The 20,025-nt window shown below is 72.4% G+C and carries 23 protein-coding genes; 12 read left to right on the top strand and 11 right to left on the bottom strand.

Annotated features, from left to right (window positions below):
- Positions 1-479: 479 nt before the first annotated feature.
- From H5965_RS32765 to H5965_RS32755, 3 genes are all read left to right on the top strand, one after another.
- Complete coding sequence (locus tag H5965_RS32765; RefSeq protein WP_310974770.1) at positions 480-1,184, top strand: lysophospholipid acyltransferase family protein; 705 nt, start codon at positions 480-482, stop codon at positions 1,182-1,184.
- A complete protein-coding gene (locus tag H5965_RS32760) occupies positions 1,184-2,200 on the top strand; it encodes an NAD(P)H-dependent glycerol-3-phosphate dehydrogenase (protein WP_310974640.1) in 1,017 nt (338 codons plus the stop codon). The genes H5965_RS32765 and H5965_RS32760 overlap by 1 nt, the downstream gene beginning before the upstream one ends.
- Before the next feature lie 178 nt (positions 2,201-2,378).
- Positions 2,379-2,858, top strand: coding sequence for a cysteine dioxygenase family protein (locus tag H5965_RS32755; protein WP_310974639.1), 480 nt, complete (start codon positions 2,379-2,381; stop codon positions 2,856-2,858).
- On the opposite strand, the gene H5965_RS32750 is transcribed toward H5965_RS32755, so the two are convergent.
- From H5965_RS32750 to H5965_RS32725, 6 genes are all read right to left on the bottom strand, one after another.
- A complete protein-coding gene (locus tag H5965_RS32750; RefSeq protein ID WP_310974638.1) occupies positions 2,859-3,836 on the bottom strand; it encodes an asparaginase in 978 nt (325 codons plus the stop codon).
- A 13-nt stretch (positions 3,837-3,849) separates the two neighbouring features.
- Positions 3,850-4,674, bottom strand: a complete 825-nt coding sequence (locus H5965_RS32745) for a class I SAM-dependent methyltransferase (protein WP_310974637.1) — start codon at positions 4,672-4,674, stop codon at positions 3,850-3,852.
- Complete coding sequence (locus H5965_RS32740; RefSeq protein ID WP_310974636.1) at positions 4,671-5,051, bottom strand: VOC family protein; 381 nt, start codon at positions 5,049-5,051, stop codon at positions 4,671-4,673. The genes H5965_RS32745 and H5965_RS32740 overlap by 4 nt, the downstream gene beginning before the upstream one ends.
- A gap of 62 nt (positions 5,052-5,113) precedes the next feature.
- Positions 5,114-5,854 (bottom strand): FAD:protein FMN transferase, encoded by a 741-nt coding sequence (locus H5965_RS32735; protein WP_310974635.1) that lies wholly within the window; start codon positions 5,852-5,854, stop codon positions 5,114-5,116.
- Positions 5,851-6,333, bottom strand: a complete 483-nt coding sequence (locus H5965_RS32730; RefSeq protein ID WP_310974634.1) for an FMN-binding protein — start codon at positions 6,331-6,333, stop codon at positions 5,851-5,853. Before H5965_RS32730 ends, H5965_RS32735 begins: the two co-directional genes overlap by 4 nt.
- 9 nt (positions 6,334-6,342) lie before the next feature.
- On the bottom strand, positions 6,343-7,689 hold the full coding sequence (locus H5965_RS32725) for a ferredoxin reductase family protein (protein ID WP_310974769.1): 1,347 nt from the start codon (positions 7,687-7,689) through the stop codon (positions 6,343-6,345).
- 146 nt (positions 7,690-7,835) lie between these two features.
- On the opposite strand from H5965_RS32725, the gene H5965_RS32720 reads away from it, so the two are divergent.
- Both H5965_RS32720 and H5965_RS32715 read left to right on the top strand, forming a co-directional pair.
- Complete coding sequence (locus tag H5965_RS32720) at positions 7,836-8,549, top strand: response regulator transcription factor (RefSeq protein WP_310974633.1); 714 nt, start codon at positions 7,836-7,838, stop codon at positions 8,547-8,549.
- Complete coding sequence (locus H5965_RS32715; RefSeq protein WP_310974632.1) at positions 8,546-9,967, top strand: HAMP domain-containing sensor histidine kinase; 1,422 nt, start codon at positions 8,546-8,548, stop codon at positions 9,965-9,967. Before H5965_RS32720 ends, H5965_RS32715 begins: the two co-directional genes overlap by 4 nt.
- Here H5965_RS32715 and H5965_RS32710 read toward each other — a convergent pair.
- The gene (locus H5965_RS32710) at positions 9,939-10,595 is read right to left on the bottom strand and encodes a pyridoxamine 5'-phosphate oxidase family protein (protein WP_310974631.1); all 657 of its coding nucleotides are present in this window, start codon (positions 10,593-10,595) and stop codon (positions 9,939-9,941) included. The genes H5965_RS32715 and H5965_RS32710 overlap by 29 nt on opposite strands.
- 88 nt (positions 10,596-10,683) lie before the next feature.
- Here H5965_RS32710 and H5965_RS32705 point away from each other — a divergent pair, with 88 nt between their 5' ends.
- Positions 10,684-12,048 (top strand): PLP-dependent aminotransferase family protein, encoded by a 1,365-nt coding sequence (locus tag H5965_RS32705; protein WP_310974630.1) that lies wholly within the window; start codon positions 10,684-10,686, stop codon positions 12,046-12,048.
- 826 nt (positions 12,049-12,874) lie between these two features.
- Positions 12,875-13,969: a D-alanine--D-alanine ligase family protein gene (locus tag H5965_RS32700; RefSeq protein ID WP_310974629.1), complete on the top strand. Its 1,095-nt coding sequence runs from the start codon at positions 12,875-12,877 to the stop codon at positions 13,967-13,969.
- On the opposite strand, the gene H5965_RS32695 is transcribed toward H5965_RS32700, so the two are convergent.
- Together H5965_RS32695 and H5965_RS32690 are read right to left on the bottom strand one after the other, a co-directional pair.
- Entirely contained in the window at positions 13,966-14,502 is a 537-nt protein-coding gene (locus tag H5965_RS32695; protein ID WP_310974628.1) for a DUF3515 domain-containing protein, read from the bottom strand. The two genes, H5965_RS32700 and H5965_RS32695, sit on opposite strands and share 4 nt — an antisense overlap.
- Before the next feature lie 19 nt (positions 14,503-14,521).
- Positions 14,522-14,755: an Lrp/AsnC family transcriptional regulator gene (locus H5965_RS32690; protein WP_003091994.1), complete on the bottom strand. Its 234-nt coding sequence runs from the start codon at positions 14,753-14,755 to the stop codon at positions 14,522-14,524.
- A gap of 136 nt (positions 14,756-14,891) precedes the next feature.
- Here H5965_RS32690 and H5965_RS32685 point away from each other — a divergent pair, with 136 nt between their 5' ends.
- Both H5965_RS32685 and H5965_RS32680 read left to right on the top strand, forming a co-directional pair.
- Entirely contained in the window at positions 14,892-15,848 is a 957-nt protein-coding gene (locus tag H5965_RS32685; protein WP_310974627.1) for a thiamine-phosphate kinase, read from the top strand.
- 16 nt (positions 15,849-15,864) lie between these two features.
- A complete protein-coding gene (locus H5965_RS32680) occupies positions 15,865-16,344 on the top strand; it encodes a GNAT family N-acetyltransferase (protein WP_310974626.1) in 480 nt (159 codons plus the stop codon).
- Here the strand turns inward: H5965_RS32680 and H5965_RS32675 are convergent.
- A complete protein-coding gene (locus tag H5965_RS32675) occupies positions 16,331-17,527 on the bottom strand; it encodes a glycoside hydrolase family 27 protein (protein ID WP_310974625.1) in 1,197 nt (398 codons plus the stop codon). The two genes, H5965_RS32680 and H5965_RS32675, sit on opposite strands and share 14 nt — an antisense overlap.
- Before the next feature lie 38 nt (positions 17,528-17,565).
- Here H5965_RS32675 and H5965_RS32670 point away from each other — a divergent pair, with 38 nt between their 5' ends.
- The 3 genes from H5965_RS32670 to H5965_RS32660 all read left to right on the top strand — a co-directional run bounded on the left by H5965_RS32670 (position 17,566) and on the right by H5965_RS32660 (position 19,637).
- Positions 17,566-18,096, top strand: coding sequence for a gamma carbonic anhydrase family protein (locus tag H5965_RS32670; protein ID WP_310974624.1), 531 nt, complete (start codon positions 17,566-17,568; stop codon positions 18,094-18,096).
- 30 nt (positions 18,097-18,126) lie between these two features.
- Positions 18,127-18,804 (top strand): uracil-DNA glycosylase, encoded by a 678-nt coding sequence (locus tag H5965_RS32665; RefSeq protein WP_310974623.1) that lies wholly within the window; start codon positions 18,127-18,129, stop codon positions 18,802-18,804.
- A 65-nt stretch (positions 18,805-18,869) separates the two neighbouring features.
- Positions 18,870-19,637 (top strand): alpha/beta hydrolase, encoded by a 768-nt coding sequence (locus H5965_RS32660; RefSeq protein ID WP_310974622.1) that lies wholly within the window; start codon positions 18,870-18,872, stop codon positions 19,635-19,637.
- Positions 19,638-19,794: 157 nt separating this feature from the next.
- On the opposite strand, the gene rpmB is transcribed toward H5965_RS32660, so the two are convergent.
- Positions 19,795-19,986: a 50S ribosomal protein L28 gene (gene rpmB, locus H5965_RS32655; protein WP_003091970.1), complete on the bottom strand. Its 192-nt coding sequence runs from the start codon at positions 19,984-19,986 to the stop codon at positions 19,795-19,797.
- Between the last annotated feature and the right edge of the window lie 39 nt (positions 19,987-20,025).

Below are 20,025 nucleotides of genomic sequence, written 5' to 3'. Positions count from 1 at the left end.
CTCGGCCCGGCCCGGCTCGGCTCGACCCGGTTCGGCCCGACCCGGTTCGGCCTGGCCCGGCCTGGCCCGGTTCGGCTTGGCCCGGCCTGGCTCGGTTCGGCCCGGCCCGGCCCGGCTCGGCCCGGTTCGGCTTGGCCCGGCCTGGCTCGGTTCGGCCCGGCCCGGCCCGGCTCGGCCTGGTTCGGCTTGGCCCGGCTCGGCCCGGGGCAGGCTGAACCGACCCTCGCCCGGGCGGCACGGCTCGGCTGGGCCCGGCCCGGCCGGCGAGCCGCCAACCGGCACCACCACCCAGCCGGTGACCGGCCCGACCACGACCAGGCCCACGAACCGCCGCGCCCCAACAGCGCACAACCCCCGGCAAGCGCCCCGAAACCGCCCCCGGCCTGGCCAACCACCCCCCGAACCGACCCTCCCTGGACCGCACCCGACCCGGCGCGGCAGGATCAACCCCCGGATGTGACGTGAGCGAGGAGGAGATCGTGGCCCGGCGTGAGAAGGGCGGCTTCTGGGTGGGGTTCGCCGCCGCACTGTTCTACCCGCTCACCGGCATTGCGCGGCGGGTCTACGTCGGGGCCGAGAAGATTCCGCGGCAGGGCCCGGCTCTGCTCGTCATGAACCACATCTCGCACCTCGATCCCGCCGTCGACGCCGTCTTCGTGCACCGGCAGAAGCGGGTTCCCCGGTTCCTCTTCAAGGAGAGCCTGCTGCGCGCCCCGATCCTCGGCCCGATCGTCGCCGGGTCCGGGCAGATTCCCGTCTCGCGGGGGTCGGCCGCCGCCGGGGACAGTCTCAAGGCCGCCCACCAGGCCCTCGAAGACGGCAAGATCGTCGTCATCTACCCCGAGGGCACCATCACCAAGGACCCGGCCGGCTGGCCGAAGGAGTCCTTCACCGGCGCCGCGCGGCTCGCGCTGCAGAACGACGTGCCCATCATCCCCGTCGCCCGGTGGGGCACCAGCCAGATCTTCAACGGCTACACGAAGAAGTTCACGCCGTTCCCGCGCAAGACGATCACCCACTCCGTCGGCGACCCGATCGACCTGTCCGCCTACCGCGGCGGCAACCCCCGCAGCGCCACGAAGCTCCGCGAGGTCACCAAGGTCATGATGGACGAGGTGACCCGGCTCCTCGCCGAGATCCGGCACGAGGAACCGCCCGCCGTGAAGCCGGAAGACCCCGCCTGATGCGCGCCGACGTGCAGCGGGTCACCGTGCTCGGGGCCGGCTCGTGGGGCACCGCCTTCGCCAAGGTGCTCGGCGACGCCGGCCGGGACGTCACCGTGTGGGCGCGCCGCGAGCAGGTCGCCGAAGACATCCGGGACCGGCACACCAACAGCGCCTACCTGCCCGGCGTGACCCTGCCGGAGAACATCACGGCCACCAGCGACCCCGCGGAAGCGACGAAAGGCGCCGAAGCCGTCGTCCTGGCCGTGCCCAGCCAGAGCCTGCGGGCCAACCTGACGGCGTGGCGCGGCCTGCTGCCGAAGGACGCCATCCTGGTCAGCCTCGCCAAGGGCGTCGAGCTCGGCACGCTCAAGCGGATGAGCGAGGTGATCGGCGAGATCGTCGGGATCGAACCCGACGAGGTCGTCGTCGTCACCGGGCCGAACCTGGCCAAGGAGATCGCCGCCGGGCAGCCGTCGGCCTCCGTGCTCGCCTGCGCCGACCACGAACGCGCCGTGGCGATCCAGCGGGCCTGCGCCAACTCCTACTTCCGCCCCTACACCAACACCGACGTCGTCGGCTGCGAGCTCGGCGGCGCCTGCAAGAACGTCATCGCGCTCAGCACCGGGATGGCCGCGGGCCTCGGCCTCGGCACCAACACGATGGCGACGCTCATCACCCGCGGCCTGGCCGAGATGGCCCGGCTCGGCGCGAAACTGGGCGCCGACCCGCTGACCTTCGCGGGGCTCGCCGGGGTCGGCGACCTGGTCGCGACCTGCTCGTCGCCGCTTTCGCGCAACCGCACCTTCGGCGAACGCCTCGGCCGCGGGGGGACCCTCGAACAGGCGCAGGCGGCCGCCGGCGGCCAGGTCGCCGAGGGCGTCATGTCGTGCTCGTCGATCCGGGCGCTCGCCAGGAGCCTCGGGGTCGACATGCCGATCACCGACGCCATGCACCGCGTCTGCCACGAGGGCGTCGACCCCCGCCAGGCCGGCGCGGAGCTGCTCGGACGGTCCCAGAAACACGAATGGTCCTGATCCGTGGGACGGCTTGACCGGGAAGGACGCGGCTGCGACTCTGTTCGCATGTTCGCGTACGCCATGTCCGAGTCGCGGGGCCGCCTGAGCCTCCACTCGTGCGTGCGCGCGTGTCGCTGTTGTCGGTGAACTCAGCCCCGGCCCAGCTCGACACCCCTTTCTTCCCGTGAGGACCCTCATGTTCGCCGTTCCGGACAACACCCTGCTGCGTCCCGAAAACCCCGCGCTGCGCCACCCGGTGCGCGTCGCCCTCGAGGTCGCCGCCGACCGAGACCGCTGGCGCCACCTGCTGCGCTACGACCCCGACGAGCGCTTCGCGACGCTGGTGTCGAAGGACGAGCAGCAGGAGGTGTGGCTGATGAGCTGGCTGCCCGGCCAGCGCACCGACCTGCACGACCACGCGTTCGCCAGCGGCGCGTTCACCGTGGTCGGCGGCCACCTGACCGAAGCCGTGGCGCGCCGCGCGCCGGACGGCCGCGCGGTCACCGAGCTGCACGCGCTGTCCGCGGGGCAGTCGCGGGTGTTCGGGCCCGGGTACGTGCACGAAGTCCGCAACGACGGCCCCGACCCGGCGATCTCCGTCCACGTCTACCGCGACGCCGGCCGCGCGATGCGCCCGTACCACCTCGACCCGGTCGAGGGCCCGATCCCGGACTGATCAGTCCAGGTCGCCGCGCGCCCGGAATTCCCGCTCGATGCGGGACCGGCCGGCCCCGGACGCCAGCAGGGCGTGCAGGAGGATGCGCGACTTCCGCGCGTCGAGCCAGCCCGCCATGGTCGCGCCCATCGCGATCAAGCTCGACTCCGAGCCGTGGAAGCCGTACGTCGAGCGCAGCGTGGGGCCCGCGCCCGTCCGCGAGGCGACGACCACCGGCAGCGACGGCACCAGCCGCGCGATCACGTCGGCCAGGCCCGACGACACGTGCCCCACGCCTGTCGCCGCGACCACCACGCCGCGCACGTCCGGCTGCGCGGCGGCGTGCTCCAGAAACGCGCCCGAGTCGTCCAGACCTGCCTCGACGATCGGGACCAGGCCGCCGAAGTCGTCCCCGGACAGGGACGGCAGCCGCGGCGGTGACGGGTGGAACCAGTGCGCCGCGTGCTCGACGACCATGCCCAGCGGTCCCGCCGGGGCCGAGGAGAACGCTTCCAGGTGACTCGAATGCGCCTTCCGCACCCAGCGCGCGGCGTGGACGTCGTCGTTGAGCGTGACCAGCACTCCGCGGCCACGGCTGCGCGGATCGGCCGCGACGGTCAGCGCGTTGCGCAGGTTCGCCGGGCCGTCCGGGCTGAACAGGCCGGCGTTGCGCATCGCCCCGGTGACGACCACCGGGGTCTCCGACGGCCAGTGCAGGTCCAGGAAGTACGCCGTTTCCTCCAGGGTGTCGGTGCCCTGGACCACGACGAAGCCATCGGCGTCCTGGCGCAGGCCCCATTCGCGGCAGCGCAGCAGAGTCGCGAAGTCCAGCGACGCGCTGCCGATCCCGGCCAGCGTCTCGGCCAGGACGTCCATCGGCAGGTCGCCGAGCCCGCCGAGCAGGTCGGCCGCGCCGAGCCGCGGGACGGCCCCGCCGCCGTCGCCCGCCGGGGCCATCGAGATGGTGCCGCCCAGGGAGGCGAGAGCGATCAAAGGCATGCGGCCACCCTATTCAGCCGGTCTTGACCGCCTGGAGCGTGTAGCTCGCCGCCAGCCGCGAGGGCGTGTCCCGCAGCCGCCATTCGCCGGTGCCGTCGTCGTGGACCATCTGCCCGGGCCAGGCGTTCCACGGCACGCTGTCGTGCTCGGTGAACGCCGTCAGCGCCAGGCCGTGGTCCAGCAGGGCCGTGATGATCTCGCCCAGCGAGTGGTTCCACGAGTGGGTCAGGCCGTGCTCGAGCGGCCGGTCGACGGCGACGTAGGTCTCGGGGTCGTCGAAGACCAGCGGCTCGGCGTGCTCGAAGTACGGGTACCGCAGCACCGCCGGGTTCGCGGCCTCGTCGTGCGCCCACAGCATGGGGTGCCCTTCGCGGATGAACAGCCGCCCGCCCGGCCGCAGCAGCCCGGCGACCACCGCCGCCCAGCGCGCCGCCGACGGCAGCCAGCACAGCGCGCCGATCCCGGTGTAGACGAGGTCGAACCGGCCGGCGCCCAGCACGTCGACGGCGTCGTACACGTTGGCCTCGTGGAAGTCGACCGCCGCACCGGCCGCCTCGGCGAGCCGGCGCGCTTCGGCCAGCGCCGCGCCCGAGAAGTCCAGGCCCGTCATGGCCGCGCCCAGGCGGGACAAGGAAATCGTGTCCGTGCCGATGTGGCACTGCAGGTGGACCGCGCGCAACCCGGTGAGCTCGCCCAGGCGCGGGCGGTCGAACCGCACGACACCGCTCAGGTGCGCCGGATCCCCGGCGAACCGGGCGAAGCCGTAGTCCGGCGACGCCGCGTGCAGGACCGCGCGCTCGTCCCAGTTGGCCTTGTTGACCGCGAACGAATCCGTCACGACGTCGCCGCGCGCTCGGCGGCGCTGCGCAGCACGCAGAACTCGTTGCCCTCCGGGTCGGCCAGCACCGCCCAGCCCGTGCCGTCCGGGTTGCGGCGGTCGTCGAACATCGTCGCGCCGAGACCGAGGAGCCGCGCGACCTCCTCGTCGCGCGGGATGTCCGGCTGCAGGCACAGGTGCAGGCGGTTCTTCACCGTCTTCGGTTCGGGCACGCGCAGGAACAGCAGCGTCGTGCCGTCGTTCAGCTCGAAGCCCACCTCGTCGTCACCTGGCTGGTCGGTGTCCGGGATCGGCTTTCCGGTGACCTGGCTCCAGAACCGGCACAGCGTGTACGGGTCGGCGCAGTCGACGGAGACGTTCAGCACGGACGACGGCATGGCACTCCTCGAAGTCGGATGCCGTCGAGTCTGGCCCAGCCCCGCCGGGAGGGCGAACCGATTTACGACGCCAGCGCCAGCCCCGCCGTGCGGTGCACGCGGCGGCTGTCGTCGACGATGAGGATCTCGCAGTCCGGCCGGTCGGCCGCCCAGGTGATGCCCTCCGCGCCCATCGCGAACGCCGCCGTGGCCAGCGCGTCCGCCGTCACCAGGTCGCCGGCCACCACGGTGACGCTCATCAGGCCGGTCGCCGGCGTTCCCGAACGGCCGTCGAGGATGTGGGAGCCGCGCTCGTACGCCGCCGACGTCGCGATCGCGCCGTTGCGCGACTCCAGGACCGCGCACACCGCCAGGGGCTGCTCGGGGTGGCGCACCCCGACCCGCCACGGCCGGCCCGGCTCCGGTTCGCCCGCCGTGACGACGTCGCCGCCGGCGTTGAGGCAGAACGTCCCCGCGCCCTCGGCCTTGAGCATGTCGGCCGCGCGCTGCACCGCCCAGCCCTTGACGACCGCGCACGGGTCGAGGCCGCGCCCGGGCAGCCGCGCGCGGAACGCCCCGCCGGAAAGCTGCTCGTAGTACGCGCAGAGCTCCAGCACCTCCAGGAGGTCGTCGCTCAGTTCCGCGGCCGTCAGCTCGCCGCGGTCGTACCGGCTGACCTCGCTGTCCTCCTTGAACGGGCTGAACCGCGCGTCGACGTCCCGGAACCACGCGAAGACGTCGTCGACCACCTCCGCGAAGTCCCCCTCGTCCCGCAGGTCGAGGGAGATCGGCAGGCCCATCACCTGTTCGACCCGGGTGGTCATCTCTTGCCCCGCGCGTCGATCGCCGCCTGCAGCGAGGTCTTGTACGACTCGCTCGTCTCGGTCGCACCGGTCACCGTGTCGATGTTCGCGCTCTGCGCCTGCATCGCCGCCTCCTGCAGCTTCGGCAGCGCGGTGACCGCCCGCCCGTGGTCCGGGGCCTGCAGCAGCGTGATCGCGGTGAGGCGGCTGCCGGAGAACGTCACCTGGACCTGCACGATCCCGTACACACTGGACTCCGCGGTGCCCTGCGTGGTCACCACCCCGCCCGCCGGGTCCGAAGTGGACGGTCCGGGTGGTTTGTTGTCCGAAGAGGACGGTGACGGCGGTGTCGCCGACGGCGCCGTGGAAAGCGGCGGTGCGGTGATCGCGGGCGGTGGCGGCTGGGCGGCGGCGGTGTTCTGCACCGGTCCGGGTTCGAACCGCCAGACCGCGATGAACCCGGCGATCGACAGCGCGACGACGAAGATGGTCTTCTTCACAACGTTCCCCTAGGCCGCGAGACTGAAGCGTTCGGCGTGGACCTGGGAGTTCGGCACGCGCAGCTCGCGCAGGCTGCGCAGCACGGCCGAAGTCATCCCCGGCGGGCCGCAGACGAACACGTCCCGCTCGTGCACGTCCGGCACCATCATGTGCAGGTTCGCCGGTCCGAGCAGCACGCCGCGCGGGCCCACCGCCTGGTCCGGCCCGGTGAGCACGTTGACGACGGCGCCGCGCGCCTTGGCCAGTTCGTTCAGTTCCGGCAGCAGCACGGCGTCGGCCTGGTTGCGGACGCGGTAGAGCACCACGACGTGGCCGTCGATGTCCTCCAGCAGCGCGCGGATCGGCGTGATCCCGACACCGCCCGCCACGAGCAGCGCGTCGGGCCGCCGCTGGTGGATCGTCGTGAACGCGCCGTACGGGCCTTCGGCGAACACGCGCGTCCCGACGGGCAGGTTGCGCAGCCCGGCGCTCGACTCGCCGAGGGCTTTCGCCGTCAGCCGCAGGGAACGGCCGTCCGGCGCGGCCGACAGCGAGAACGGATTGGCCTGCCACCAACGGTCCTTGGTCAGGAACCGCCACAGGAAGAACTGCCCCGCCTTGGCCGGCAGCTTGTCCAGGTGCTTGCCGGACATGTACACCGAAACGACGTCCGGGGATTCGGAAACCACCGCCGTGACGCGCAGCTGGTGGCGCAGGTTCCGCCAGAGCGGCAGCACGACGCGCCCGGCGAGCACGGCGGCGCCGGCCCCGAGCCAGAGCGTCCACCAGTACGCCTTCGCCGCTTCCGTGCCGGCGAACGACTGGCCCAGCGCGATCTGGTGGGTGAACGCGAGCAGCACCGCGGCGTAGGTGTAGAGGTGGATGAAGTGCCACGTCTCGTAGGCGAGCCGCTTGCGCGCGAACTTCGCCGAAACGGCGCCGACGACGAGGATCACGGCGAAGGCGACCAGCGCCCGCAGGATGCCTTCGAGCGTGTTGGCCATCTCGACCAGTTCGTCGACGACGCCTTTGTCCGAAACCTCCGCGTAGCCCATGGTGATGAACACCAGGTGCGCCAGCAGGGTCCACAGGAGCGTGAAGCCGGTCCACCGGTGCCAGGTGGTCAGCCGGTCCATCCCGAGCCGGCGGTCCAGCCAGGGCAGCCGGGCCACCAGCAGCAGCTGGAACGCCATCGCCAGCGCGCCGTAGAGGCCGGCCAGCCTGCCGATCGTGATCAGCACGTTCTGCGAAACCCCGGCCTGCACGAACAGGACGGTGACGGCGGCCACATTGGCGCCGAGGAAGAGGAAGAGGCCGGATTTCGCGGCGATCCGGGGGCGGATCGCCGGGCGCGCGGCCTCGACGGTCTGCGTCATGGTGCTCACACGGATCCCCCTTTGATTCGGTTCACAAGGCTAGCGTCGGCACCGAGCCTGTGGGGAGGCTTTGCCCCGACTGTCGGAATACTGTCGGCGGGTCCTCCGGGCACGCCGATCGGCGTGCGCCGGGAGATGATGCAGTGGTGCAGACCCCCGATCCCGTGCGCCTGCTCGTCGTCGACGACGAGCCGCACATCGCCGACCTCGTCGCCACCGTCGCCCGGTACGAGGGCTGGCAGGCGGTCACGGCCGGGACCGGCCAGGCGGCGCTGACCCGGGCCGCGGAGTTCGGGCCGGACATCGTCGTGCTCGACCTGATGCTGCCCGACCTCGACGGCTTCACCGTGCTCGACCGCCTGCGCGCAGGCGGCAACGCGGTGCCGGTGGTCTTCCTCACGGCCAAGGACGCGACGGCCGACCGGATCGCCGGGCTCACCCGCGGGGGTGACGACTACCTGGTCAAACCGTTCTCCGTCGAGGAGCTGATGGCGCGGCTGCGGGCGGTGCTGCGGCGCAGCGCCGGCGTCGCGCACCGGCCCGAAGCGCGCGGCGCCGTGCTGAAGGTCGGCGACCTGACCCTGGACGAGGACACCCGCGAGGTCCGCCGCGGCGACCTCCTGGCCGAGCTGACGCCGACCGAGTACGAGCTGTTGCGGTACCTGATGCGCCGCTCGCCCGCGGTGCTGACGAAGGCGCAGATCCTCGACCACGTCTGGGAATACGACTTCGGCGGCCGGTCCAACGTGGTGGAACTGGTCATTTCGCACCTGCGGCGCAAGGTCGACGCGGGTGACGGCGAACCGCTGATCCACACCGTGCGCGGCGTCGGGTACGTCGTGCGGCAGGCCCACCGGTGACGCGCGCGGTCCGCCGGTGGTACGGGGCGTGGCAGCGCACCCGCCTCGGTACCCGCATCACCCTCGGCCTCGGCGCGCTCGCGCTGGTCGTGTTCGCGGCCGTCGGCGTCACCACGGTCGGGATCATGCACGACTACCTCGACCGGCGGCTCGACGAACAACTGTCCAAGAGCCAGAACACCCAGCTGCCGCTGCTGCGCGAAACGCACGGCTCGCCGCAGTCGGTGTACTCGTGGTACTCGGCGCTGTACCAGGTCCAGGGCGGGATCGCCGTCCCCGAACCGGGCGGACGGCTGCCCGGCGACGCCAAGCAGCTGGCGAAGATCGCCGCCGAAGCGGTGAACGGCGACGTCACCCGCACCGTCTACCTGCACGACGACGGCCCGTACCGGGTGCGCGCGTGCCCGGTGGACACGGATTCGGTGCTGCTGTCCGCCGCGCCGCAGCAGGACCTCGACGCCACGGTCCGGCAGCTGATCGCGGTCGAGGTCGGGGCGTTCGCGCTCGCGCTGGGCGTGCTGGTGGTCGTGGGACGGCTGGTGCTGCGCCGCGGCCTGCGCCCGCTGGCCGACATGGCCGGCACCGCGCACGACATCGCCTCCCACGACCTCACCGCCAACCCGGACCTGCCGGTGCGGGCGGCGGGCACCGGCGGCGGCGCCGAAGTCGAGGAGCTGCGGACGGCGTTCAACGTGATGCTGGCCCACATTGACACGTCACTGGCCGCGAAGACCGAGGCCACCGAGCGGCTGCGCCGGTTCGTCGCGGACGCCTCGCACGAGCTGCGCACGCCGCTGACGTCGATCCGCGGGTACGCCGACCTCTTCCGCTACGCGGCGGCGAACGAGCCGGCCGAGCGCGAGGCGCACCTGGCGAAGATCCGCGAGGAGACGGCGCGGATGACCGTGCTCGTCGACGACCTGCTGCTGCTGGCCCGGCTCGACGCGCGGGCCGCCGAGACGCCGTTGCGGCCCGAGCGCGTCGACCTGGCCGAGCTGGCCGGGGACGCGGCGGACGCGTTCGCCGCCGGCCGGCCCGACCACCCGCTGACCTCGGCGCTTTCGGCGGCGTTCGTGGACGCCGATCCGGTGCGGCTGCGGCAGGTACTGGACAACCTGCTGGCCAACGCGGCCGTGCACACCCCACCCGGGACGTCGGTGCACGTCTCGGTGGCGGCCTCGGGTGGTTCCGCCGTGGTGGAGGTCACCGACAGCGGGCCCGGCATCGCCCCGGCGGACCAGGAGCGGATCTTCGACCGGTTCTTCCGGGTGGACGACTCCCGCACCCGCGGCAACGGCGGCACCGGGCTCGGGCTGTCGGTGGTCCAGTCCTTGGTCACCGCGCACGGCGGCACCGTGGCGGTGTCCTCGGTGCCGGGCCGGACGACGTTCAGCGTGCGGTTGCCGCTCGCGCGGTGACGTGTTCCGGGGTGGCCCAGCCGGGGGAGAGGTCCGCGGACGGCTCGGGCGCGCCGTAGACGGTCCGCACCGGCAGGACGCCGGCCCAGGCGGTGTCGGCCTCGACGTCCTCCGGCTCGTCGTCCGGGCCCTCGGCGCGCATCTTCACCGACGCCTCGGCGAGGTCCAGCGCGAGCACGGACACCGCGGCGAACTCCTTGGCGTTGACTTCGCGCGCGTGCTCCCACGAGCCGGGCGCGAGGTGGTCGGTGAGCACCTTGAGGCCGTGCATCTTCGCTTCGGCGTCGAGGACCGGCTTGGCCTGACCGAGGATGACGGCGCTGCGGTAGTTCATTGAGTGGTTGTTGACCGAGCGCGAGTAGACGATGCCGTCGAGGAGGGTGACGGTCACGCAGACGTCGAGGCCGTGCGCGGCGGTGCGGAGGCTGGCGGCGCCGGTCGAGCCGTGCAGGTAGAGCGTGTCGCCGTCGCGGCCGTAGCCGGTGGGCAGGACCAGCGGCACCCCGTCGCGGACGATCCCGAGGTGGCAGATCAGGCCTTCGTCCAGGACGGCGTGCAGCGCGGAGCGGTCGGTGACGGCGCGGTGCTTCTTGCGGCCGAGCGTGGTGCGGGGCGTGGTCGACAACATGCGACCAGCGTCTCCCGGCATAGTGGCCTCGGAAAACATCCACTTCTCGTACACTTGGGAAGTCCACTCTTTCGTCCGGGGAGGTTCCGTGTCCGACACCGCGCTCCCGGTCAGCCTCGACCGTTCGGCGGTGACGCCGCTGGCCGTGCAATTGGCGGACGCGTTGCGCGAAGCGGCGGCGAGCGGCCACCTGCGCGGCGGCGACCGGCTGCCGTCGACCCGGGCCCTGGCCGGCCGCCTCGGCGTCAGCCGCACGGTGACGTCGGCGGCGTACGAGCAGCTGCACGCCGAGGGCTGGATCGCCGGCCGGCACGGCTCCGGCACATACGTGACGACGCCGCCTTCTTCCACGGCTTCGTCGGTCCCGGTACCCGCGGTCGCGGCTCCCGAGGCGGCTTTGCCGTCGCTGCTGGACCTCGGCCCGGGCACACCGTGGGCGGCCGGGCTGGACCGAGCGGCCTGGCGCCGCGCCTGGCGGGCGGCGGCGGACCCGGAGCCCTTGGTCCGGGCGCACCGGGCGGGCCTGCCGGAGTACCGCGCGGCGGTGTCGGAGCACCTGCTGCGCCACCGGGGGTTGGCGGCGGGCTCGGTCCTGGCGACCGGCGGCACGACGGCGGCGGTGGTCGAGCTGGCGGCGGCGGTGCTGGAGCGCGGGGACGTCGTCGCCGTCGAAGAGCCGGGGTACCAGCGGGCGGTCCAGGCGTTCCTGCGGGCGGGGATGCGGGTGGTGGGAGTGCCGGTGGATTCCGAGGGGCTGCGGCCGTCCGCGATCCCTTCGGACGCTAGGGCGGTGTATTGCTCGCCGGCCCACCAGTACCCGATGGGCAGCAGGCTGAGCGCGGCCCGGCGGGTCTCGCTGGTGGAGCGGGCGCGCTCGTCCGGAATGCTGGTGATCGAGGACGACTACGACGGCGAGCTGCGGTTCGACGTGGCCCCGCTGCCGATGCTGGCCTCGCTGGCCCCGGACGTCGTGGTGCACCTGGGAACGACGTCGAAGATCCTCACCCCGACGCTGGGGGCGGGGTGGATGGTGGCGCCGGAGGCGATCACATCGGCGGTACTGGCGTACCGCGACCTGACGGGAACACGCCCATCGCCGGCGGGGCAGCGGGTGCTGTACGAGTTCGCGCGGAACGGAGATCTGGGTCGTCACCTGCGGAAACTGCGCCGGGAGATGGCCGAGAGGCGCACGTTGCTGGCGGGGGCATTGTCGGGGGCGGGAATCCCGGTGCGGGGGGATGATGCCGGGGCGCACCTGGTGGTGCCGTTTTCGTCGGCGGCGGTGGAGGCATCGGTGATCGCTTCCGCCGAGAGGCGAGGGATCCGGCTGGACGGGCTGGCGCGGCATTTCACCGGGGAGCCTTCGGTGTTCGGGGTGGCAATCGGGTACGCGGGATGTTCGCGGGAGGCGTTGGTGGCGGCTTTGCCGACGCTGGTGGCGCTGCTGCGCTGAGACGCCCGCCGCCGGAGCCCAGCAGGAAAGACGTCACTGGCCGGAACGGGACGTTGACCCCGGACTTGCACCCCGCCCAGACCTGCCCGGCCACCCCGATCCGAAGCCAGCACGCGGACGGTGGTGCCGGGTCAAGGCACGCTTTCCCGCCTTGACGCGGTACCACCGGCCGTAGTGACAATCACGGCTTCGGGGTGGTGGGCACCCGAGCTGCTCGTCGCCCAAAGCGACCCGAAACCGCCCAACTCAGCCGCACCTCCGGCAGAAACCCAACCGGCAGACCCACAGCAGCAGCGACCGACTTCGCCGAAGCCTCACTGGGGGAGGCCGAGCGGGGGGAGGCTGGGCAGGGAGGAGCGGGGAAGGCCGGGCGGGAAAGGCCAAGCGGGGGAGCTTCACCGGGGGAGGTCAAGCGGGGGAGGCGGGGCGGGGAGGAGCGGGGAAGGCCAGCCGGGGGAGGCCAAGCGGCGAGCCTCACCGGGCGAGATCAAGCGGGGGAGGCCGGGCGGGAAAGGCCAAGCGGCGAGCCTCACCGGGGGAGGTCAAGCGGGGCAGGCGGGGCGGGGAGGAGCGGGGAAGGCCGGGCGGGAAAGGCCAAGCGGGGGAGCTTCACCGGGGGAGGTCAAGCGGGGCAGGCCGAGCAGGGAAGGCCAGCCGGGGAAGCCTCACCGGCGGAGGCCAAGCGCGGAAGGTCAAGCAGACCCACCGACCCCTCGATGCACAAGACGTGCCACCCCCGTCACCGGTTGCGTTCACCGCCCACCACGCCCCACCCACCGCACCGGGCTCGGCTGTTCCCCGAGGTCACCGGGTACGGTGGCTCACCATGAGCGAGAAGATCCGGGTGGCCGTCGTGTTCGGTGGGCGTAGCAGCGAGCACACCATCTCGTGCCTTTCCGCCGGCAGTGTCCTGGCCCACCTCGATCCCGCGCGGTTCGAGGCCGTGCCCGTCGGGATCACGCGCGAAGGCCGGTGGGTGCTCGGCACCGGCGACTCCGCCCAGCTCGCCATCCGCGGCCGGGAGCTGCCCTCCGTCGACGGCGGCCAGGGGCTCGTCCTCGCCGGGGATCCGTCCAGCCAAGGGCTCGTCGCCGTGGAACCCGGGCGGGAAAGCGCACTGCTCTCGCAGGTCGACGTCGTCTTCCCCGTCCTGCACGGGGCCTTCGGCGAAGACGGCACCATCCAGGGCCTGCTCGAACTCGCCGGCATCCCCTACGTCGGGCCCGGCGTGCTCGCCAGTGCCGCCGCCATGGACAAGGAAACCGCCAAGAAACTCCTGGCCGCCGAGGGGCTTCCGGTCGGGACCTACATCGGCCTCAAGCGCGATCAGTCCACTTTGGACGACCAGGACAGGGAAACCCTCGGTCTCCCCGTCTTCGTCAAGCCGTCGCGGGCGGGCAGTTCGGTCGGGATCTCGCGCGTCGCGGACTGGGCCGGGCTCGATGCCGCCGTCGAACTCGCCCGCGCGACCGATCCCAAGGTGCTCGTCGAGGCCGCCGTCGTCGGGCGCGAGGTCGAATGCGGTGTCCTCGAATTCCCCGACGGCCGCGTCGAAGCCTCGCTGCCCGCCGAGATCCGCGTGCTCTCCGAAGACGAGAACGCCTGGTACGACTTCGAAACCAAGTACCTCGGCGACGACGCCGAACTCGACATCCCCGCCAAGCTCGACGACGCCCTGACCGAGAAGCTGCGCGCGATGGCCGTCGAAGCCTTCCGGGCGTTGGACTGCCAGGGCCTCGCCCGCGTCGACTTCTTCGTCACCGAAGACCACGAGCTGATCATCAACGAGGTCAACACCATGCCGGGCTTCACGACGAAGTCCGCCTACCCGAAGATGTGGGAGGTCACCGGCATGGACTACGCCACGCTGCTGACCACCCTCGTCGAGACGGCCATCGCCCGCGGAACGGGACTGCGCTAGGAGAACCGCAGCGGCCGCGGAGCCAGCTTCGCGGCCACCGCGTCCGAAATCGCCTGCAGCGGCCCGGTCCCGGCGCTGTCCGGCACCGTCAGCGCCGCGTAGACCTCGCGGTCCACCACGTACCACGTCGACGCGCCCTCGCCCGGCACCTGCAGCCACTGGACCTTGTTCACCAGCCGCAGCTGCGCCGTCGGCGTCAGCTCCGGGGGACGGTCGAGGCCGCACCGCAACACCACGGGATCCGGGGAACCCCAGGCCACCGTGGCGGGCGGCGCCGGGGACGCCAGCGCACGGACCTTCAAAGCCGTCCCGTTCGACGTCAGCTCGGTGGGCACCGCGCCGAGCAGCGTCGTGCAGCCCGGCGAACCCGCCGCCGGCGCCGGCACGGCGACCAACGGGAGCGGGCCTTCGGAATCCGCGGGGGACGGCCGGGTCAGCGCGAACACGGCGACGGCGACCGCCAAGGCCACGGCGAGCGCGGCCGCGGTGACGAGCACCACCCGGGGCGGCGCACCGGTGTCGGAGTCAGGCACCCGACCATGACACCACTGGTCAGAGATGGACCACCGGGCAGGTCAGCGTCCGAGTGATCCCCTCCACGTTCTGCACCTTCGCGACCACGAGCTGGCCCAGCTGGTCCACGTTGTCGGCGGCCGCGCGGACGATCACGTCGTACGGTCCGGTGACATCCTCCGAGCTGGTCACACCCGGGATGCTGGAGATCTCGGCAGCCACCGCGGCCGCCTTGCCGACCTCGGTCTGGATGAGGATGTATGCGTGGACCACGGCGCGCCCTTTCGTCGGGATCGAAAGCTCAAGGTAGGAACGTCTTCAGCAACGTATCGCCAGCTCACGGAAAAACATAGGGCATCCGACTATCGGTGATCGATCTTTGTCCCGGTAGAGAAAGCAGAGGTGACCGGTGTCACCGAACGACGGAACGGTCGCCGAGACCGGCGAGTTCGCGCTCATCCGAGCCGTCACCGAAGGACGGCGCCAGCCCCCGGGCACCCTGCTCGGCCCGGGGGACGACGCCGCCGTCGTCGCGGCCCCGGACGGCCGCGTGGTCGCCAGCACCGACGTGCTCGTCCAGGGCGTCCACTTCCGCCTGGACTGGTCCACGCCCGAGCACGTCGGGCGCAAGGCCGTCGCGGTCAACCTCGCCGACATCGCCGCCATGGGCGCCACCCCGACCACCGTCCTGGTCGGACTCGCCTGCCCGCCCGAGACACCCAGCGACGTCGTGAAGGGGCTCACCGACGGCATGTGGGCCGAAGCCGAACGCGCCGGGATCGGCGTCTCCGGCGGCGACATGGTCCGCGCCGACCAGCTCGTGATCAGCGTCACGGCGCTGGGCGACCTCGGCGACCGCGAGCCGGTGACGCGCTCCGGCGCCCGGCCCGGCGACGTCGTCGCGGTCAACGGGCGGCTCGGCTGGGCGGCGGCCGGCCTGGCCGTGCTCGGCCGCGGCTTCCGGTCCCCGGTCGGCGTCGTCAACGCCCAGCGCTGCCCGGAACCGCCCTACGAGGCCGGGCCGCGGGCCGCGCTCGCCGGGGCCACGGCGATGATCGACGTCTCCGACGGCCTGCTCGCCGACCTGGGCCACCTCGGCGAGGCCTCCGGGGTCGGCATCGACGTGCGCACCGCCGACCTCGACGTCCCCGCCCGGCTCACCGAGGTCGGCGCCGCCCTCGGCGCGGACCCCCTGGACTGGGTGCTCACCGGCGGCGAGGACCACGCGCTGGCCGCCACCTTCCCGCCGTTCACCGAGCTCCCGGACGGCTGGCGCACGATCGGCGTCGTCACCATGGCCGGCTCCGGGATCACCGTCGACGGGAAACCGTTTTCGCGAGAAGGCGGATGGACGCACTGGCGCTGATCTAGGCTCCGGAAGCGTGAGAATCGTTCCAGTCCCCTACGACCACCCCGACGCGGCCAAGCTCATGGCCGCGGTGCAGCAGGTCTACGTCGAGCGCTACGGCAGCGAGGACGCCACGCCGATGAGCCCCGCGGACTTCGACCCGCCGGAAGGCCTGTTCCTCGTCGGCTACCAGGGCGCGGAGGCGGTCGCCTGCGGGGCGTGGCGCGCCCACGACGGCCCCGCGCCCGACTTCCGGGACGGCGACGCCGAGTTCAAGCGCATGTACGTCGCCGATTCCGCCCGCGGCCGCGGGTTCGCGCGGATGATCCTGTCCGAGCTGGAACGCACGGCGGCGCTGTGCGGCCGCAAGCGCGCGGTCCTGGAAACCGGCACCAAGCAGCCGGAGGCCATCGCGCTCTACACGTCGTCGGGCTACGCCGAGATCCCGAACTTCGGCGTCTACAAGAACGAGCCGGAAAGCCGCTGCTTCGGCAAGGACCTCACCTCGGCGTGAGCTTCAGCAGGGCCGCCGCGTGCGGCCGCAGGGTGGCCGCGACGTCCGTGCCGACGTCCTGGTGGGCCCACAGGTCGCGGACGGTCCACGACCCCGGGATCGACGCGGAGACGGTCGCGGTGGTGCTGCCGGTGTTGAGCAGCACCACCGCGAAACCGCCGTCGCTCAACGGTTTCCCCCACACCTGCCGGCCGGGACCCGCGGCGAGCCGCCGCCCCTGGCTGCCGGCGAAGTCCTGGTCGACGGCGATCGCCTCGGCGTTGCCCAGCGTCGCGAGGTCGGTGTCGCTCAGCTTCGCCGGGTCGGTGCCGGCGAACAGCGGCGCGTTCAGCACGGCCCAGACGCTGAAGTGCGCGCGGGATTCGTCGGCGGTCAGCGTGCCGTTGCCGACCTGGAGCATGTCCGGGTCGTTCCAGCCGCCGGGGGAGCCGCTGTGCGCGGCGACGCCGGCCTGCTGGTCGATCGTCGCGAGCACCGAGTCCCAGGTCGGGACCAGGTCGTAGGTGGTGCGCCAGAGGTTCGCCACCGGCCGCGCCCAGGTCCAGGGGCTGGAGACGCCGTACTCGGAGATCGCGTAGACGATCGGGCGCGGCAGCGCGGCCAGTTCGTCGCGCATCTTCTCGAACGCGGCCTTGCGGTCGAGGCCGTCGACGGTGTCGGCGTTGCACCAGTCGTACTTGAGGTAGTCGACGCCCCAGCGGTCGAACGTCTCGGCGTCCTGGCGTTCGTGGCCGAGCGAGCCGATGCCGGAGGCCGGGTAGGCGTCGTTCGCCATCGCGCAGGTCCGGCTGCCGGGCACGGCGTAGATGCCGAACAGCAGGCCGCGCGAGTGCACGTAGTCGGCGAGCTCGGCGATGCCGTGCGGGAACCGCTTCGGATCCGGCTGCAGCGAGCCGTCGGCGGCCCGGGCAGGTGCCTGCCAGCAGTCGTCGACGACGACGTACTCGTAACCCGCGTCCCGCAGGCCGGTGTCCGCCAGCGCGTCGGCGGCCCGCTTCACGACGTCCTCGGTGAGGTCGTAGCAGCGGACCTGGTTCCAGCTGTTCCAGCCCATCGGCGGCGTGCCGGCCAGGCCGTTCGCCAGGGCCGGCGTGGCGACGGGCAGGCTGAGCAGCCACGTCAGCACGACGAGGAGGAGCACGAGCAGGCTGGTTTTCGGCTTGGCGGCGATGGCGTGATCCAATCGCAGAACACGTGAAACCGCAGTCACCCGGAGGCGGCATGCCGATCTACGCACTCGGATCCCTCGAGCCGACGATCCACCCCGACGCCTACGTCCACCCGGACGCGACGGTCATCGGCGACGTCCGGATCGGCGCGCTCGCGTCCGTCTGGCCGCAGACCGTCCTGCGCGGAGACCACGGCTACATCGAGATCGGCGAGCGCTCGAACGTCCAGGACGGCTGCGTCGTGCACTGCACCGAGCGGCACCCGACGATCCTCGGGCCGTCGTCGGCGGTCGGCCACGCGGTGCACATCGAGGGCGCGACGATCGGCACCGGCTGCCTCATCGCGTCCGGGTCGGTGGTGCTGAACGGCTCGGTCATCGAGGACGGCGGCATGGTCGGCGCGGGCGCGGTGCTGTCCTACGGCTCCCACGTCAAGACCGGCGAGATCGCCCTCGGCGTCCCGGGCAAGACGCGGGAGAACAAGTCGTTCAGCGCGGAGAACATCGCCCTCGTCGTCGAGTCCTACGTCGAGCGCGGCCGCCGGTTCAAGGCGGAACTGAGGCGGCTCGACCCGCTCGGGTGACGCCGGCCACGCCCGGTAGGCTTGCGCGCCGTGACCGCACGACCGCTGCAGGACATCGTCGAGGCAGGCTGGGCGAAGGCCCTCGAACCGGTGGCGCCGCAGGTCGCCGCGATGGGAGAGTTCCTCCGCGCGGAGATCGCCGCGGGCCGCACCTACCTGCCGGCGGGTGAACACGTGCTGCGGGCGTTCAAGCAGCCGTTCCACGACGTCCGCGTGCTGATCGTCGGCCAGGACCCGTACCCGACACCGGGTCACGCGGTCGGCCTGAGCTTCTCGGTGGCGCCCGACGTCCGGCCGATCCCGAAGAGCCTGATCAACATCTACAAGGAGTACACCGAGGACCTCGGCCACCCGTTGCCCTCGAACGGCGACCTGACGCCGTGGGCCGAGCAGGGCGTGCTGCTGCTCAACCGGTCGCTGACCGTGCAGCCGGGGAAGTCCAACTCGCACCAGGGCAAGGGCTGGGAAGCGGTCACCGAGCAGGCGATCAAGGCCCTCGCGGCCCGGTCCGAGCCGATGGTGGCGATCCTGTGGGGCCGCAACGCCCGCAACCTGCGCCCGATGCTGGGTGACGTCCCGTGCATCGAGTCCGCGCACCCGAGCCCGCTCTCGGCGCACAACGGCTTCTTCGGGTCCCGGCCGTTCAGCCGGGCCAACCAGCTCCTGGAGCAGCAGGGCGCGGCGCCGGTCGACTGGAAACTCCCGTAGGTTCGGTGTCCGGATCGGGGTGGCGGCTCCGACCGAGGGGAAACGCACCCTTCCCGGAGGAAACCATGAACGTCACCTCGGCCGACGGCACGTCCATCTTCTTCGAGCAGCGCGGCGACGGCCCGCCGGTGATCCTCGTCGGTGGCGCCTTCAACGACCGGACGACCACGGTGGGCCTGGCCGACGTGCTGGCCGGGGACTTCACGACGGTCGTCTACGACCGGCGCGGCCGCGGCGACTCCGGAGACGCGCCCGAGTACGCGATGGAACGCGAGATCGAGGACATCGCGGCGCTGATCGCCCACGTGGGCGGCACGGCGTCGGTGTTCGGCCACTCGTCAGGCGCGATCCTGGCGCTGGAGGCGGCCGCGGCGGGCATCGGCATCGATCGCGTGGTGGCGTACGAGCCGCCGTACGCGACCGACGAGCACCCGCGGGCCGACATCGTGGCGGAGGTCCGGGCGCAGCTGGCGGCGGGCGACCGGGACGCCGCGGCGGCGACGTTCCTGCAGGTCGCGGGCACCCCGGCGGAGATGATCGAGGGGATGAAGTCCGCCCCGGTGTGGGGCTGGTTCACCGCGCTGGCGCACACGCTGCCGTACGACCTGACGATCTGCGGCCCGGACGCCCGCCCGCGGGCCTCCCTGGCCCGCATCGCGATCCCGGCCTTGGTGATCGGCGGCGGCGCGAGCGACGACGCCCTCCGGTCCGGCGCCCGCGCGGCGGCCGCGGCGGTGCCGGGCGCTCGTCACGAGGTCCTGGAGGGCCAGGACCACGGCGTGCTGCAGTACCCGGAAACCCTCCGTCCCCTCCTGCTGGATTTCCTCAAGTGAGCTGAAGCGGCGGCCAGGAAGGTCGCGAATGACTCATTCGGGACCTCCGACGTCCCGAATGAGTCATTCGCGACACTTGCCGGCCCCCGCGCCACCGGGGTGGGGACATGAAAATGGCGGGTGCTCTCGCGAGCACCCGCCACCCAAACTTTCAGCTTCAGCCGCGAACGACCTTGCCCGCCTTGATGCACGAGGTGCACACGTTCAGGCGCTTGCGCTGGGACACACCCACCTTGGCGTGGACGGTCTGGATGTTCGGGTTCCACCGGCGGTTGGTACGGCGGTGGGAGTGCGAGACCGACTTGCCGAAGCCGGGTCCCTTGCCACAGACGTCGCACACGGCAGCCACGTCGAACTCCTTTGGATCTGGGTCATAGAAATGAGCCCA

The sequence above is a fragment of the Amycolatopsis sp. 505 genome, from assembly GCF_031625235.1.
In the GTDB taxonomy this organism is placed as follows: domain Bacteria; phylum Actinomycetota; class Actinomycetes; order Mycobacteriales; family Pseudonocardiaceae; genus Amycolatopsis.
This window is presented reverse-complemented; position numbering and strand designations above follow the sequence as displayed.